This window comes from Enterococcus sp. LJL90 (genome assembly GCF_056924355.1).
In genome coordinates this window covers 642844-657930 of the sequence record NZ_JBXPBQ010000002.1, presented here as the reverse complement: position 1 = coordinate 657930, position 15087 = coordinate 642844, and the positions used below count along the sequence as shown (strand labels likewise).

Annotated in this window: 14 protein-coding genes; all 14 read left to right on the top strand. The window is 41.2% G+C overall.

Annotated features, from left to right (window positions below):
• The first annotated feature begins 1 nt into the window (after position 1).
• On the top strand, positions 2 to 1321 hold the full coding sequence (locus tag AC1Z3S_RS08060) for a YgeY family selenium metabolism-linked hydrolase (RefSeq protein ID WP_461739933.1): 1320 nt from the start codon (positions 2 to 4) through the stop codon (positions 1319 to 1321).
• A gap of 18 nt (positions 1322 to 1339) precedes the next feature.
• Positions 1340 to 2533: a knotted carbamoyltransferase YgeW gene (gene ygeW, locus AC1Z3S_RS08055; protein WP_461739932.1), complete on the top strand. Its 1194-nt coding sequence runs from the start codon at positions 1340 to 1342 to the stop codon at positions 2531 to 2533.
• 211 nt (positions 2534 to 2744) lie between these two features.
• A complete protein-coding gene (gene arcC / locus AC1Z3S_RS08050) occupies positions 2745 to 3683 on the top strand; it encodes a carbamate kinase (protein ID WP_461739931.1) in 939 nt (312 codons plus the stop codon).
• 17 nt (positions 3684 to 3700) lie between these two features.
• A complete protein-coding gene (locus AC1Z3S_RS08045) occupies positions 3701 to 4084 on the top strand; it encodes a RidA family protein (RefSeq protein ID WP_461739930.1) in 384 nt (127 codons plus the stop codon).
• A gap of 156 nt (positions 4085 to 4240) precedes the next feature.
• Positions 4241 to 5557: a nucleobase:cation symporter-2 family protein gene (locus tag AC1Z3S_RS08040; RefSeq protein WP_461737295.1), complete on the top strand. Its 1317-nt coding sequence runs from the start codon at positions 4241 to 4243 to the stop codon at positions 5555 to 5557.
• 238 nt (positions 5558 to 5795) lie between these two features.
• Complete coding sequence (locus AC1Z3S_RS08035; RefSeq protein WP_461739929.1) at positions 5796 to 6362, top strand: nucleoside-triphosphatase; 567 nt, start codon at positions 5796 to 5798, stop codon at positions 6360 to 6362.
• Between the two features lie 77 nt (positions 6363 to 6439).
• Positions 6440 to 6811: a winged helix-turn-helix domain-containing protein gene (locus AC1Z3S_RS08030; RefSeq protein WP_461739928.1), complete on the top strand. Its 372-nt coding sequence runs from the start codon at positions 6440 to 6442 to the stop codon at positions 6809 to 6811.
• Positions 6792 to 7787, top strand: coding sequence for an XdhC family protein (locus tag AC1Z3S_RS08025; RefSeq protein WP_461739927.1), 996 nt, complete (start codon positions 6792 to 6794; stop codon positions 7785 to 7787). The genes AC1Z3S_RS08030 and AC1Z3S_RS08025 overlap by 20 nt, the downstream gene beginning before the upstream one ends.
• 19 nt (positions 7788 to 7806) lie before the next feature.
• Positions 7807 to 8829 (top strand): FecCD family ABC transporter permease, encoded by a 1023-nt coding sequence (locus AC1Z3S_RS08020; protein WP_461739926.1) that lies wholly within the window; start codon positions 7807 to 7809, stop codon positions 8827 to 8829.
• A 2-nt stretch (positions 8830 to 8831) separates the two neighbouring features.
• The gene (locus AC1Z3S_RS08015; RefSeq protein WP_461739925.1) at positions 8832 to 9623 is read left to right on the top strand and encodes an ABC transporter ATP-binding protein; all 792 of its coding nucleotides are present in this window, start codon (positions 8832 to 8834) and stop codon (positions 9621 to 9623) included.
• Complete coding sequence (locus tag AC1Z3S_RS08010; RefSeq protein WP_461739924.1) at positions 9607 to 10338, top strand: Rossmann-like domain-containing protein; 732 nt, start codon at positions 9607 to 9609, stop codon at positions 10336 to 10338. The genes AC1Z3S_RS08015 and AC1Z3S_RS08010 overlap by 17 nt, the downstream gene beginning before the upstream one ends.
• A gap of 3 nt (positions 10339 to 10341) precedes the next feature.
• Positions 10342 to 11466 (top strand): ABC transporter substrate-binding protein, encoded by a 1125-nt coding sequence (locus AC1Z3S_RS08005; RefSeq protein ID WP_461739923.1) that lies wholly within the window; start codon positions 10342 to 10344, stop codon positions 11464 to 11466.
• Positions 11467 to 11878: 412 nt separating this feature from the next.
• Positions 11879 to 14449 carry a selenium-dependent xanthine dehydrogenase gene (xdh, locus tag AC1Z3S_RS08000; RefSeq protein WP_461739922.1) on the top strand — a complete coding sequence of 857 codons (2571 nt, stop codon included), beginning with the start codon at positions 11879 to 11881 and terminating at the stop codon, positions 14447 to 14449.
• A gap of 50 nt (positions 14450 to 14499) precedes the next feature.
• Complete coding sequence (locus AC1Z3S_RS07995; protein WP_461739921.1) at positions 14500 to 15087, top strand: NTP transferase domain-containing protein; 588 nt, start codon at positions 14500 to 14502, stop codon at positions 15085 to 15087.

Here is a 15087-nt window from a genome sequence, read left to right as displayed (position 1 = left end):
CATGAACTTTGAAGAAATTAACCAAGCAGCAGCAGCTTACGGACCAGCCATGACTAAATTCTTACGGGAATTAGTCAAGATTCCTGGGGAAAGCGCTGAAGAAAAAAATAAAATGGAACGAGCTAAAGCAGAGATGGAAGCTTTGGGCTTTGACAAGGTGACTTTTGATCCAATGGGTAATCTTTTAGGCTATATGGGCACCGGTGAAAAAATCATCGCCTTTGATGGTCACATTGATACAGTAGGTATCGGTGAAATGAGTAACTGGAAATTTAATCCTTATGACGGCTATGAAAGCGATGAAGAAATTGGCGGTCGGGGTACTTCTGATCAAGAGGGCGGAATTGTTTCGGCAATTTATGGCGCTAAAATTATGAAAGACTTAGGTCTCTTATCTGATGAATACTCAGTTTTAGTCACTGTGACGGTTCAAGAGGAAGACTGTGACGGACTATGCTGGCAATACATCATCAAAGAAGATAAGATTCGTCCAGAATTTGTGGTTTCAACTGAGCCAACCGATGGCGGAATTTATCGGGGACAACGGGGTCGGATGGAAATTCGGATTGATGTCAAAGGCGTTTCGTGTCACGGTTCTGCTCCTGAACGGGGAGACAACGCCATTTATAAAATGGCGGACATTTTACAAGATGTCCGGGCTTTAAATAATAATGGCGATACAGAAAGTACTTCAATCCGTGGTTTAGTCAGAATGCTGGATGAAAAATATAATCCTGAATGGCAGGAAGCTCGATTCTTAGGTAAAGGGACAGTCACAGCTTCACAAATTTTCTATTCTTCACCTAGTCGTTGTGCTGTTGCTGATGGCTGCTCTGTTTCTCTGGATCGCCGGATGACTGCTGGGGAAACGTGGGAAAGTTGTCTCGAAGAAATTCGTCAATTACCAGCAGTTAAAAAATACGGCGAAGATGTAGTGGTATCCATGTACGAATATGATCGGCCATCTTATACCGGTTTATCTTACCCAATCGAATGCTACTTCCCAACATGGGTTATTCCTGAAGACCATGTCGTAACAGAATCATTGATGGAAGTCCATCACAACTTGTTTGGCGATCAACGTCGAGGTTCTAAATCGACAGTCGCCATGAGAGAAGCTCGTCCGCTATTAGATAAATGGACTTTCTCAACCAATGGTGTATCAATCATGGGCCGCAATGGTATTCCATGTATCGGTTTTGGCCCGGGTGCCGAAGCGGAAGCCCATGCCCCAAATGAAAAAACTTGGAAGGAAGATTTGGTTCGTTGTGCCGCAATGTATGCAGCATTACCAACGACCTACTGCCAAAATATCAAATAATATCTAAGGAGTTTAAAGATGGAAACTTTTAAAGAATATATTGCAAAACTAAATCAATTGGAATTTTCAGAAATGTACGAAAACGACTTTTTCTTAACTTGGGAAAAATCCCGGGATGAGTTAGAGGCGGTCTTTACCGTGGCCGACACATTACGCTATTTACGGGAGAATAATATCTCCACGAAAATTTTTGACAGTGGCTTAGGAATTTCCTTATTTAGAGATAATTCCACTCGGACTCGCTTTAGCTTTGCTTCAGCCTGTAACTTACTAGGTTTAGAAGTTCAAGATTTGGATGAAGGCAAAAGTCAAATTTCCCACGGAGAAACGGTACGGGAAACGGCCAACATGATTTCTTTTATGGCAGATATTATCGGTATTCGTGACGACATGTATATCGGTAAAGGCAATGCTTACATGCATGAAGTTTCAGAAGCAGTTCAAGAAGGTCATCAAGATGGCGTCTTGGAACAACGGCCAACTTTAGTTAACCTACAGTGTGACATCGATCATCCTACCCAGTCAATGGCTGATGCTTTACATTTGATTCATGAATTTGGTGGCGTTGAAAATCTGAAGGGCAAAAAAATTGCCATGACGTGGGCTTATTCACCTTCATACGGCAAACCACTATCTGTACCTCAAGGGATCATCGGCTTAATGACTCGTTTAGGGATGGAGGTAGTTTTAGCTCATCCAGAAGGCTATGAAGTGATGCCAGAAGTAGAAGCAGTCGCAGCAAAAAATGCTGCTGAGTCCGGGGGTTCCTTTACTAAAACGAATGATATGGCGGAAGCCTTTAAAGATGCCGACATTGTCTATCCAAAAAGTTGGGCACCTTTTGCTATGATGGAAAAACGCACTGATTTATATGGCAATGGTGATTTCGATGGGATCGATCGTTTAGAAAAAGAATTATTGAAGCAAAATGCCAATCATAAAGATTGGGAATGCACCGAAGAAATGATGCAGCTAACGAAAGATGGTAAAGCCTTGTATATGCATTGCTTACCAGCGGATATCACTGGCGTCAGCTGTGAAGAAGGAGAAGTCGCAGCATCTGTTTTTGACCGCTATCGGGTGGAATTATACAAAGAAGCCAGCTATAAACCTTACATTATTGCGGCGATGATTTTCTTAAGTAAAGTTGAAAAACCAACCGAAACATTACAGGCCTTAGCGGATAAGAAAACACCTCGTGCTGTTCAATAAGCTAGGTGGCACCAGATTTTCTCTTAATATGCTAGTCAGATGTTTTTCTCAGACAGAACACAAACAACAACTTTACAACATTCTTAGTGAATACCCTTAAAAATATGTAGAACCAAACCGTACTATTCTGAGATGTCAACTTTCTGAGAGATACTGAGAAAAACATCTTACTCTATATGAAAATAAACGAACAAGTAAAGAAGGTGGCTGAATGACAAAAAGAATTGTCGTTGCTTTGGGCGGTAACGCATTAGGCAATAATTTAAGAGAACAAATGTCGGCTGTGAAGGAAACTTCAAAAGCGATTGCCGATTTGATTGAAGCCGGTTATCAAGTTGTTTTATCCCACGGCAATGGTCCTCAGGTGGGGATGATTCAATTGGCAATGGAGGAGCTGACGTTAAGCAATCCTGAAAAATATCCAAGAATTCCCCTTTCCGTCTGTGTAGCAATGAGCCAAAGTTATATTGGCTATGATTTGCAAAATGCTTTACGGGAAGAATTATTAAATAGAAAAATCAATCACCCAGTCGGGACTGTCATCACACAAATTGTGGTGGATGCGAATGATCCTGCTTTTGAGCAACCGACTAAACCAATTGGCCGTTTTATGGCTAAAGCAGAAGCTGATCAGTTGGTTGCCGAAAAAGGTATTAAGGTGATTGAAGATGCTGGTCGTGGTTATCGGCAGGTGGTGGCTTCCCCTCAACCCCAAGAAATTATTGAGCTCAGCACAATTCAAACTTTATTAGAAAATGGGCAGACTGTGATTGCTTGTGGTGGCGGTGGCATTCCAGTTATTCAAGAAGGGCACCATTTAAAAGGTGTCGGAGCAGTGATTGACAAAGATTTTTGCAGCGAATTATTGGCGGAAAAACTGGATGCCGATGTGTTGATTATTCTCACAGCCGTTGAAAAAGTATGTATCAATTTTGGCAAAGAAAACCAAGCAGAATTGTCCCAAGTCTCAGTTAACGAAATGAAGCAGTTTGCTAAAGAAGGCCAATTTGCTCCTGGTTCGATGTTGCCAAAAGTTGAAGCAGCGATTCGTTTTGCTGAATCAAAGCCCGGCCGCAAAACTTTAATTACCCTCTTGGAAAAAGCTAAAGCAGGAATTAAAGGAGACACCGGAACGACTATCATGAACTAGACAGAAAGGAAGAACAGATGACCAATAAAATGATTAATTCAGCCGCGGCACCAGCCGCAGTTGGCCCATACTCTCATTCAATCTTAGCCAGCTCTACACAATATATCTCTGGACAATTGGGCTTAGATCCAGCTAATGGTACAATGAAAGAAGGAGTTGAAGCCCAAGCAGAACAGGCATTAATTAATTTATCAGCGATTTTAAAAGAGGCTGGTCTAAGTATGGAAGATGTGGTTAAGACGACAATTTTTCTGAAAAATATCAACGACTTCGATAAAATTAATCAGGTTTATGAACAATTTTTTACAACCAATCTGCCTGCCCGCTCCTGTGTGGAAGTGGCAGCTTTACCAAAAGGTGGATTATTTGAAATTGAAGCAATTGCAGTGGCCAATAAATAATAATGATGGAAAAAGACTGTTTTTCTAGGATCAGTTCAGAGTTAAAGCTATTTTTTTAAAAATTCTTGTGAACTTCTACACGTTAAATAAGCTTTAACAATTTGTCTCAGCAATGCGCACGGCCTTTTTCCTAAATGATGAAAAGGATGGATTGCGTTGAAGGATAAAAAAGCTTTATTTCAGTACGATGCAAAACTGCCGATTGCCGAAGCGATTCCGATGGGGCTCCAACATGTCGTGGCGGCTGTTGTGGGAATTGTCACACCAGGGATTATGATTGCGAAGGTTTGCGGGCTGAATGCTGCCGATACAACAATTATGATTCAAACTTCATTAATTTTTTCGGCGATAGCAACCGTAATACAGTTATTTCCAATTGGCGGCCGGGTTGGTTCCCGTTTGCCAGTAATGATGGGAGCCAGCTTTGCTTATGTGCCGATTCTCTTGGCTATTGGCGGTGATTTTGGTATCGCTGCGATTTTTGGATCGCAGCTGGTCGGCAGCTTAATTGTAATTTTAGTTGGGCTCTCCATTAAAAAAATCCGCGGTCTCTTTCCGCCAATTGTGACCGGAACTGTTATTTTGAGTATTGGTTTTTCTTTATTTCCAGTAGCAATTAGGTATATGGCTGGTGGTGTCGGAAATGCCGATTTTGGTTCCATGCAAAATTGGTTGGTGGCTCTGGTCACATTTATTGTTGTTTTTTATTTTAATTATTTTGGGAAGGGCTTCTTAAAACTTTCTGCCATTTTAAATGGCATGATTGTCGGCTATCTTTTGTCTTTGGCCTTGGGTATGGTCAATTTCACGCCAGTTAGTGAAGCGGCTATTTTCCAAATGATTTTACCCGGCCATTTTGGTTTGGAGTTTAAAATTGTTCCGATTTTGACTATTATAGTGATGTTTATTGTTGATGCAGTGCAGGCGATTGGTCAATTTACCGCCACTACCGTCGGTGCGATGGATCGTGAACCGACGGATAAAGAATTGTCCGGTGGGATTATGGGGAGCGGCTTTACCAATTTCCTCGGCAGCTTCTTTGGCTCAGTGCCCGTTGCAACATTTGGCCAAAATGTCGGCTTAGTAACGGTGACGAAGGTGATTAATAAATACGTGATGGTTTTTGCCTCGGCTATTTTATTACTAGCAGGTCTGTTTCCAAAAATTGCCTCGATTTTAACCACGATTCCTTATGCGGTAATCGGTGGTGCGACGATTTCAGTTTTTGCGACAATTTCTATGACGGGGGTCAGAATGATTACTTCTCAGGAATTAACTGTGCGAAATAATGGGATTGTCGGTATTTCTCTAGCTTTTGGAGTTGGCACAGCGTTATCCGCTGGCTGTTTGGCTGGTTTTCCCGATTGGGTGACGACCATTTTTGGCAACTCAGAAGTTATCTTGACTACCATTATGGCGATTATTTTAAATCAAGTTTTAAAAGATAAAGAACCAGCTTCACAGTTAAAATGAAGCTTTTAGCTGGTCTGTGACAAAAGTTAATCAAGCAGCAATAAAGTTTAAAAAAAGAAGTACGAGAAAAGCTTTGATGGATTACTGAAATTTCGTTTTCTCAAGCTTGTTTCAGAGGACCTTTGTACCAGTAGTTTTCCATCACTGGTTATTATGAAATTGCTAAAACAGGTTAACTTGATTTCAACTTTTGTCACAGTCCTGCTACTTTAAATATTTTTTCAGAAACGAGGACAGAATGACTAATTTTTTTCTAGAAGGCCCACGGTTTTCTGGTAAGTCTAGCTTGCTCTTCAGTCAACTAGCTACTTTTGAAGATTTCGCCGGTTTTTATGTCGAACGTTGGCTGGATGAACAGGGGCAGGTGACGGCTTTTGAATTAAAGGATGCGGCTGATTTAGCAAAACCGATTCCACCCATTCCAGAGCATCGCTTCATTATCAAAGAACCGAAGCCTATATGGAGAACCGAGGTTTTTGAAGACTTCGGTAGCCGTTTATTGGAACAAGCAGCTACTTCTAAAAAACTAATCTTGCTAGATGAAATCGGTGGTATTGAATTATTGGCACCCAATTTTAGCACCCAATTAGTAAATCTTTTCTATGGGTCCCATAAAATACTTGGTGTTTTTAAGAGCGAAAAAAATTATCAAGAACAACGCCAGAGAATGGCAGCGCCGTTAGTCTTAGACCAAAAAAGAGCGGAGTTAAAAGCGGCTATTTTGAATCAAGGGGAAATTTATTATTATGATCAAGAAACTGCAGCAAGTGTCAAAGCTCAACTTCTTGAATTTCTAAGTTACTAATTTTCTATAATATTTTTTTTACTACTCGCTATCTTTTCTGAGAATAACGCAATGAATGTAGATGAGGAGGTTGAGAAATGACACTGGATTTTGACTATACCTTAAGCCTCAAATTACGGAAAGAAAAAAATTTTTTCGGTCCGGGTGTTGTTCAGCTATTGCAGGGAATTGCTGAAAGTCAGTCATTAAATGTTGCTGCCAAAAAAATGCAAATGTCCTATAGTAAGGCCTGGCGGATTATTCAATTTGCAGAGGTAGAATTAGGCTATCCTTTGATTAATCGCAGTGTCGGCGGCAACAGCGGCGGTGGTTCAACCTTAACGCCAGCCGGCAAAAAGATTACTGAACAATATTTAGCCTTTGAAAAAGCGGTTTATACAAAGGCAGACGAATTATTTAAAGACATCTTTATTGAGGAGGTGGAGACAATTGAAGGAAATCTTTCTTAAACTATTTGAACAGCTACAGGCAGGTCAAGATGTAGTCATGGTGACAATTATTGCCAGCGGTGGATCAGCCCCTAGAAAATCCGGTTCTCGGATGTTAATCAATAAGGAAGGTTTAATCGCCGGAACTATCGGCGGCGGCGCAGTCGAGTATCAATCGCAAAAATTAGCTGAAACCTGTCTTGCCCAGAAGAAAACCGTGATCCATGAGTTTCTCCTCAATCCTAATCAGGTGGCTGATATCGGTATGATTTGTGGTGGTCAAGTGACAGTTCTTTGCCAATATTTCTCAAAAGAAAATGCAGAGCTAGTTTCGATTGTTGCGGCCGTCAACCAAGCGCTAGCAGATAATCAAGCTTTCCAATTATTTTCTTCGTTAGCGGCTGGAGATTTGCGTCTTTATATTGATGGAAAGTGGTCTGGCCCAGTCCTCTCATTGACTGAACCGCTTGAAAAAATCGAAAGCGGAATTGTTGAAGCTGCAACAGGTAACTTTTACGCAGAAACTTTTCAAATGACCGGACAAGTTTTTGTCTTTGGTGGGGGACACGTCGCCCAAGCGCTCGTACCGGTGCTTCACTTTCTTAATTTTTCAACGGTAGTCCTAGATGATCGACCTGATTTTTTAACGGAAACTTTATTTCCGTTAGCTGAAGAACGGATTTTAGTAGATTTAACTGACTTTCAGCAACAGGTGAAAATAGGTAAACATGATTACGCAGTGGTGATGACACGGGGACATTTATTTGATTTAGAAATTGAAGAACAATTGCTGCAGACTGAAGCTCGCTATATCGGAGTGATGGGCAGCCGTCATAAAGTAGCCGCTCATATCAAAAAATTGCAGGAAAAAGGTTTTGCCAAAAGCAGTATTCAACGATTAACGATGCCAATTGGTCTAGCTATCGGAGCTCAGACTCCAGAAGAATTAGCTATCAGCATCGCCGGTCAGTTGATTGAGGTTCGCAGCCAAGTTTAATCGAAAGAAGGAAATCGTGATGCAGTCAGCTCTTGAGAAAAGAAAAAAAATCGTGCTACTTCTATTAAGCGGACTTTTCCTGTTTACTTTTATTTTGTCCTTCTTTTTAGGAAAGTATCCAATTTCGTTACCGGATTTTTTTAAAGCCGTGACAGCACAGTTTATCGATATACCGCAAACTTGGGATCCGCAAATCAATACCATTTTATTTAATATCCGTTTCCCTCGAATCATTATGGCGGTAGTGATTGGTGCCGGGATTTCGGTTGCGGGGGCGACTTATCAAGCACTTTTTCAAAATCCGATGATTTCTCAAGATATTTTAGGGGCCTCACAAGGAGCAGCCTTTGGAGCAGCAATTGCTTTATTTTTCTCACTGAGTTATTCGCAGGTTATCGGCTTGTCTTTTATTTTTGGCATAATTGCTGTAGTGCTCGTTTTAGCTTTAGATCGAGTGCTTAAAAATCAAACAACCCTCAACTTAATTTTAATCGGAATGCTGGTGGGGACATTATTTTCTTCAGCAATTTCCTATTTGAAATTAGTCGGCGATCCTTTAAACACATTACCGGCAATTACTTATTGGTTAATGGGTAGTCTTTCCTCTATTAAAATGACCAATGTTTATTCGGCAGTCCCGTTGATTCTTGTTGGTATGTTGCCGATTTTTCTTCTACGTTGGCGTTTAAATGTAATGACCTTGGGGGAAGAGGAAGCCTTAAGCTTAGGCGTCAACACCAAGTTATTACGGTTAATCTTGATTTTTTCAGCTACCTTAATTACAGCCGCCGCCGTTTCTGTCAGTGGCTTAATTGGGTGGGTCGGCTTAGTTGTGCCTCATTTTGCCCGTTTACTTATCGGCAATGACAATCGTCACAGCTTGCCGGCGACAGCTTTAGTAGGTGGGATCTTTTTATTAATCGTCGATGACTTAGCACGAACATTAACTACCAGTGAGATTCCAATTGGGATTTTAACTTCTTTCATTGGAGCACCGATTTTTCTTAGTTTAATTGCCAGAAATAGTCGCAGGGAGGTCTGAGAATGTTATTAGAGGTTGAAAACTTATCCTTTAGTTACCAGCAGCACAAAATTTTAGAAAACATCAGTTTCCAATTTACCGAGAATCAGTCTGTTTGTCTGTTAGGTAAAAATGGGATTGGTAAGAGTACCTTGTTCAAGTGTTTGCTGGGTTTTTTAACACCGCAAAAGGGCAATATTCTGATTGACGATCAGCTGATGAACAGAGCTCCTGTTCAAGAACGAGCCAAAAAAATCGCCTATATCCCGCAAAAACAGCAGGCAGTTTTTTCTTTTACTGTCTTTGAGATGGTCTTGATGGGAACCACGGCTGGCTTAAAAGGTTTTCAGCAACCGGGAAAAAGTCAGTATCTATTAGCGGAGCAGGCTCTATCCATGTTAAAAATTCAGCATTTAAGAAACAGTTTCTTTTCTGAAATCAGTGGCGGCGAACAGCAGTTGACAATTATTGCTCGCGCCGTGGCCCAGCAGAGTAAGATTATTTTAATGGATGAACCCTGTGCTAACTTGGATTATGGAAATCAGGTGATGGTGTTAGAGATGATTAGCCAGTTAGTGGCCCAAGGCTATCTGATTATTCAATCTACCCATGATCCAAATCATGCTCTACAATATGCCGACCAAGTTTTAGTAATGCAAAAAAATGAGGAACTTTTAAAAGGAACACCTGAGAAAATCTTAACAGCAACGGCGTTAGAAAAAATCTACCAAGTTCCTGTCGACCTCTATTGCCTTGAAGCAACCCACGAACAAATTTGTGTTCCCAAAAGGAGTCGTTATGTGGCCAATTTATGATCAATTGATTGCCGGAATCCCAGCGGATGCTACTGTTGTTGATTTGCAACAGACTCAACGCTGGACTTTAGTTGCTAGTGAATTTGCTGTTGGTTCGGCAATGTCTTTTCAAGCAGAGATTAAGGAGCCGGAAAAATTTCACGGAACAAGCCTGCGGGAATTAACAGGCTTGATTAAATCAGAGGATTTGTCCATGGCAAGCTTGGGTTTGGCGGCTATCAATAGTTTTTATAATCAAGAAAAAATGTTGCAGAGTAATTTTTCAAATTATGTTCTATTAGAACAAGATGCCTTGAAACAAATTCACGATTTAAGTCAGCAAAAGGTTGGCATGATTGGGCATTTTCCCTATGTCGATCGCTTTCCGGAAATAAGAAAATTTACAACAATTTTTGAACTAGCCCCTCGTGAAGGTGATTTACCAGCCGAGCAGGCAGAAGATTTACTACCAGAAATGAAGACTGTCTTTATTACCGCCTCCACATTAGTCAATAAAACGTTACCCCGATTATTAGAACTGGCTGAAAATGCCCAGGTTATTTTAGTTGGGGCCAGCTGTCCGTTGACCCCGATTTTATTTTCGGCTGGGATTGACCAAATTGGCGGCACTTATTACCAACTATCTTTAAACGAATTATTAAAGAAAAAAGAAGAGAAGAGACTGCCTTTAAGTAAGATGGGGAGACCTGTGTTGGCAGTTAAGGATGGAGTGTAAATGATGAAAAATGTCAGTAAAAAATGGGTTTTAACAGTAGGATTAATTTTAACTGTCTTAGTAACAGGTGCTTGTAATCAAAACACGGCAACAGATCAATCTAGTAGCGATTCCAGCAGCCAAACGACGGCTCAAAGTTCAACGACTGAGGAAACGATGAGAACCTTTGTTGATTCAGCTGGCCGCTCGGTGGAAATTCCGGCAACGATTACCTCAGTCGCACCATCAGGACCGTTAGCACAAATCGTTCTTTATACCAGTGCGCCGGATTTATTGGCCGGCATTGCTAGTCCCTTTTCAGATACAGCCAAGGAATATATTGATCAAAAATATTACGACTTACCCGTCTTCGGTCAATTTTATGGGAAAAATGCTAGCTTGAACATGGAAGCTTTAAGTGCGGCCAACCCAGATGTGATTGTTGACATTGGTGAGAAAAAAGATTCAGTGACAGAGGATATGGATAATTTGCAGGAACAATTGCAAATTCCAACAATTTTTGTTGAAGCAACTTTAGATAATATGCCTGCTACCTATGAAATGTTAGGCGAGTTATTTGGCAATCAAAGCGACATGCAGGAATTAAGTAATTACTGTGAAGAGGTTTTAACCAATGCCGAAACAATTTCCGCTGCGCTTTCTGATAGTGAGAAAAAATCAGTCTATTATGCAACTGGCGATGCTGGTCTAAATACCAACGCAACTGGTTCTGTTCACACACAAGTCATCGATAAGGTCGGGGCCATCAACGCTGCTGAAGGAGTCGAAGCAGCTTCTCAAGGAGGCGGTTCAGTCGTTTCTCTAGAACAATTGCTGCAATGGCAACCTGATTACATTATCGCCGGTTCGCAAGCTGTTTATGATTTGATTACAACGGATGAATCTTGGCAGCAGCTTGAGGCTGTCCAAGTAGGCAATGTTTATCGGATTCCCGATCAGCCCTACAATTTTCTTAATACACCGCCATCTGTTAACCAAGTAATTGGTCTGCAGTGGCTAGGGAACTTAATTTATCCTGAGCAATATGATTTTGATATCAAAGAGGAAATTCGCACCTTTTATGATTTGTTCTATCACACAAGTATTACTGATGAGCAAATGGATGCACTGTTGACGAACGCAGAATAAAAATTTTTTTCAAAATAATTTTGTTACCCAAACGATTAGAAGTTAAAATTTTTCAATTCAAGACAATCAAACAAAAATGATTACTTTCGCAAAATGTTTCTCACTTCTGAAAGAATTAAACCAATAGAATTGACGTTTAGCATAGTCCTATGATTGCTATTCTCTAAAATTTCTAATTCAAATAGAAGGCGAAAGCGAGTAAAGCAATAGTCGAAAGTAATTTTTGTGAATTATTGTCTACTTTGGAAAAGACAAACTGATAATCGGTTGGGTATTTTTGTGGCTATTTTTGCTTTTATGTCGGTTATTCAAATTTTTAAACGAAAAAAGTTTTTTTGCTTAAAAATATTTTTTAGTTTATTTTATTGTGATATAATCAAAGCATAAAATAATAGTGAATTGAGGTGCAAAAATGTACTTTTTTACAGTAAATGATCAACCGGTAAGCTGTTCAGAAAATAAAAAACTGATGGATTTTCTAAGGGATGATTTACGATTAACCGCTACTAAAGATGGTTGTAATCAAGGGGCCTGCGGTGCGTGTACCGTTCTGATTAACGGGAAAACTTCAAAGGCTTGTTTATTCAGCTTGGAAAAAGTTGCAGGGAAGGAAATTCTGACGGTTGAAGGTCTATCTGAACGGCAAAAAAATGTATACGCTTACGCTTTTGCTCAGACGGGTGCCGTTCAATGTGGTTATTGTATTCCAGGATTTTTAATTTCAGCACAGGGCTTGCTGAATAAAAAGCCAGATCCAACAGATGAAGAAATTCGTAAAGGGGTCAGAGGGAATATTTGTCGCTGTACCGGTTATGTCAAAATTATTGAAGCGATTAAGCTGGCTGCTAAAATGTTTCGGGAAGAATTACCGATTCCAGAAGTCCACTCCAGCGGCAAATTAGGGGAAGATTTCCAACGGGTCGATGCCGTTGAAAAAACTTTAGGTACGGGAATTTATGTGGATGATATTGAAGTGCCGGGCATGCTCCACGCCTCTGCCATTCGTGCGGCCTATCCACGAGCTAAAGTTTTGGCGATTGATTCAAAACAAGCCTTGGCTCATCCAGACTGTGTTGCGGTTTTAACGGCAGCGGATGTTCCAGGCAATAATAAAATTGGCCATCTGGAATTTATTTCCGACTGGGATGTGATGATTCCTGTTGGAGATATTACCCGCTATGTTGGGGATGCAATTGCGTTAGTGGTATCTGAGAAAAAAGAAAGTCTAGCAGTCATCAAAGAATTAGTTGAGATTGACTACGAAGAGCTGCCTGCATTGACCACCGTAGAGGCCGCCCTAGCGGAAGGGGCGCCGAAGATTCATGAAAAGGGGAATTTACTTTCCCATGAGCATTTAATCAGAGGCAATGCAGAGGAAGTTTTGCAGAAATCGGCTCATATTGTAACGGAACATTATTCAGTGCCGATTAATGAACACGCTTTTATGGAGCCAGAATGTGCGATTGCAATGCCAGAGGATGATGGCATTTTACTTTATAGCGCTGGTCAAAGTATTTATGATGAACAGCGGGAAGTGGCTCGCATGCTCGGCTTAGATCGAGAAAAAGTCCACGTTCAAGCAAAATTAGTCGGCGGTGGTTTTGGCGGAAAAGAAGACATGAGTGTACAGCATCATGCCTCATTGGCGGCTTGGTGTTTACAAAAGCCTGTCAAGGTTCTATTGAGCCGGGAAGAAAGTCTGATGGTTCATCCGAAACGGCATGGAATGGAAATGGATTTCACTACTGGATGTGACGAAACAGGTCGCTTAACCGCAATGAAGGCAGTTATTTACTCAGACACCGGTGCTTATGCATCTTTGGGTGGGCCTGTGTTGCAAAGAGCCTGTACCCATGCGGCGGGGCCATATATTTACGAGGCGATTGATGTTGAAGGCTCAGCGGTTTACACCAATAATCCACCAGCTGGTGCTTTTCGTGGTTTTGGTGTTTGCCAAACTGCTTTTGCTACAGAAAATAATTTAAATTTACTAGCGAGTAAGGTCGGGATTACGCCATGGGAAATTCGTTATTTGAATGCTGTGTCACCGGGAGACTCTTTACCAAATGGACAATTGGTGTCCAATAATGCGGCGCTGAAGGAGTCTCTGATGGCGGTCAAAGAGGCCTACGATGCTGCACCAACAGCAGGGATTTCATGCTTCTTTAAAAATAGCGGAATTGGGGTTGGCTTACCAGATGTTGGCCGCTGCATTGTTTCCGTTGAAGAAGGCAAGGTCCATGTACGGACAAGTGCAGCTTGTATCGGTCAAGGCATGGCGACGGTCACAACTCAAATCGCTTGTGAAGCGCTGAATTTACCTGCTGAAATGATTATCGCTGAAAGTCCTGACACTAAGCGAACGCCGAACTCAGGAACAACAACCGCATCACGACAATCTTTATTTACTGGTGAAGCAACTAGAAGAGCTGCCATGCAGCTGCGCTATGAATTAGATATGGGGCGTAGTATGACAGATTTAGAAGGCAAAGAATTTTACGGCGAATATTCGGCAGTGACGGATCCATTAATTAATGACAAAAAAAATCCCGTCAGTCACGCGGGTTACGGGTATGCGGCTGAGTTGGCAATTTTAGATGAAAAAGGCAAAGTCGAACGCTTTGTTGCGGCTTACGATGTGGGACAAGTAATTAATCCTAAGGCCTGTGAAGGACAAATTGAAGGCGGCATCGTGATGGGGATGGGCTACGCTCTAACCGAAAAATTCTTGTTAGAAGATGGTTATGTGAAGGCTCGTTATGCCAATCTAGGTCTATTAAATGCGGCCCAAGTACCACCAATTGATATTGTCTTTGTCAAAGCCGAAAATATTCATGAAGGCTTAGCCTATGGGGTTAAAGGCGTTGGTGAATTAGCGACCATTCCAACTGCGCCAGCGATTGCTGGAGCGTATTACGCTCGTGACGGTGTGTTGAGAAATAAATTACCAATCGAAGATACACCTTATCAAAAGAAACGCTGATAGCTTCGAGAACCTAAACTGAAAAATTTTTAGCAATTGAGGTGGGGCTAATGACAGCAATCTCATTAATAGCAATGGCAGCAGGTTTTTCAAAGCGAATGGGACAGAATAAATTACAGCTGAGGTATCAAGGACAAACATTTATCGAAAGAATGTTTGTCTTGACTGAAGCTTATCCCTTTTTCGAAAAAATTTTAGTGATTTCTCCTGAAAATTTAGCGGGAGTTCAAGTTCCTGAGGGGTGGCAGCTTGTGTTGAATCAAGAGGCTTGTGATGGTCAGACGACAACGGTTCAACTAGGGACTAAAGCAGCAAAAGGAGATGGATTTCTTTATTTGCCAATAGATCAACCGTTACTGACACCCGAAATATTGCAGGAAATTTTAGTTACTGCAACAAGTGATAACATTGTTTATCCATTACATGCGAATGGAGCGCCCAGCAGTCCAGTGTTTTTCGGAAATCACTTTAGAGCTGAACTTGAAACGGTAACAGGAGAAGGTGGGGGTCGCACTGTTCGTAATAATCATCCAGAATCATGTAAAGGTATCTCAGTGTCTCGGCCCGAGCTTTTACTAGATATTGATACAGCAGAAAGCTATCAACAGTTATTAGAATTATCGGAGAGGGGGAATTAA

Coding starts and splice junctions, on each gene's coding strand:
- AC1Z3S_RS08060 (WP_461739933.1), top strand. CDS start 2: ATGAACTTTGAAGAAATTAACCAAGCAGCAGCAGCTTACGGACCAGCC.
- ygeW (WP_461739932.1), top strand. CDS start 1,340: ATGGAAACTTTTAAAGAATATATTGCAAAACTAAATCAATTGGAATTT.
- arcC (WP_461739931.1), top strand. CDS start 2,745: ATGACAAAAAGAATTGTCGTTGCTTTGGGCGGTAACGCATTAGGCAAT.
- AC1Z3S_RS08045 (WP_461739930.1), top strand. CDS start 3,701: ATGACCAATAAAATGATTAATTCAGCCGCGGCACCAGCCGCAGTTGGC.
- AC1Z3S_RS08035 (WP_461739929.1), top strand. CDS start 5,796: ATGACTAATTTTTTTCTAGAAGGCCCACGGTTTTCTGGTAAGTCTAGC.
- AC1Z3S_RS08030 (WP_461739928.1), top strand. CDS start 6,440: ATGACACTGGATTTTGACTATACCTTAAGCCTCAAATTACGGAAAGAA.
- AC1Z3S_RS08020 (WP_461739926.1), top strand. CDS start 7,807: ATGCAGTCAGCTCTTGAGAAAAGAAAAAAAATCGTGCTACTTCTATTA.
- AC1Z3S_RS08015 (WP_461739925.1), top strand. CDS start 8,832: ATGTTATTAGAGGTTGAAAACTTATCCTTTAGTTACCAGCAGCACAAA.
- AC1Z3S_RS08010 (WP_461739924.1), top strand. CDS start 9,607: ATGTGGCCAATTTATGATCAATTGATTGCCGGAATCCCAGCGGATGCT.
- AC1Z3S_RS08005 (WP_461739923.1), top strand. CDS start 10,342: ATGAAAAATGTCAGTAAAAAATGGGTTTTAACAGTAGGATTAATTTTA.
- xdh (WP_461739922.1), top strand. CDS start 11,879: ATGTACTTTTTTACAGTAAATGATCAACCGGTAAGCTGTTCAGAAAAT.
- AC1Z3S_RS07995 (WP_461739921.1), top strand. CDS start 14,500: ATGACAGCAATCTCATTAATAGCAATGGCAGCAGGTTTTTCAAAGCGA.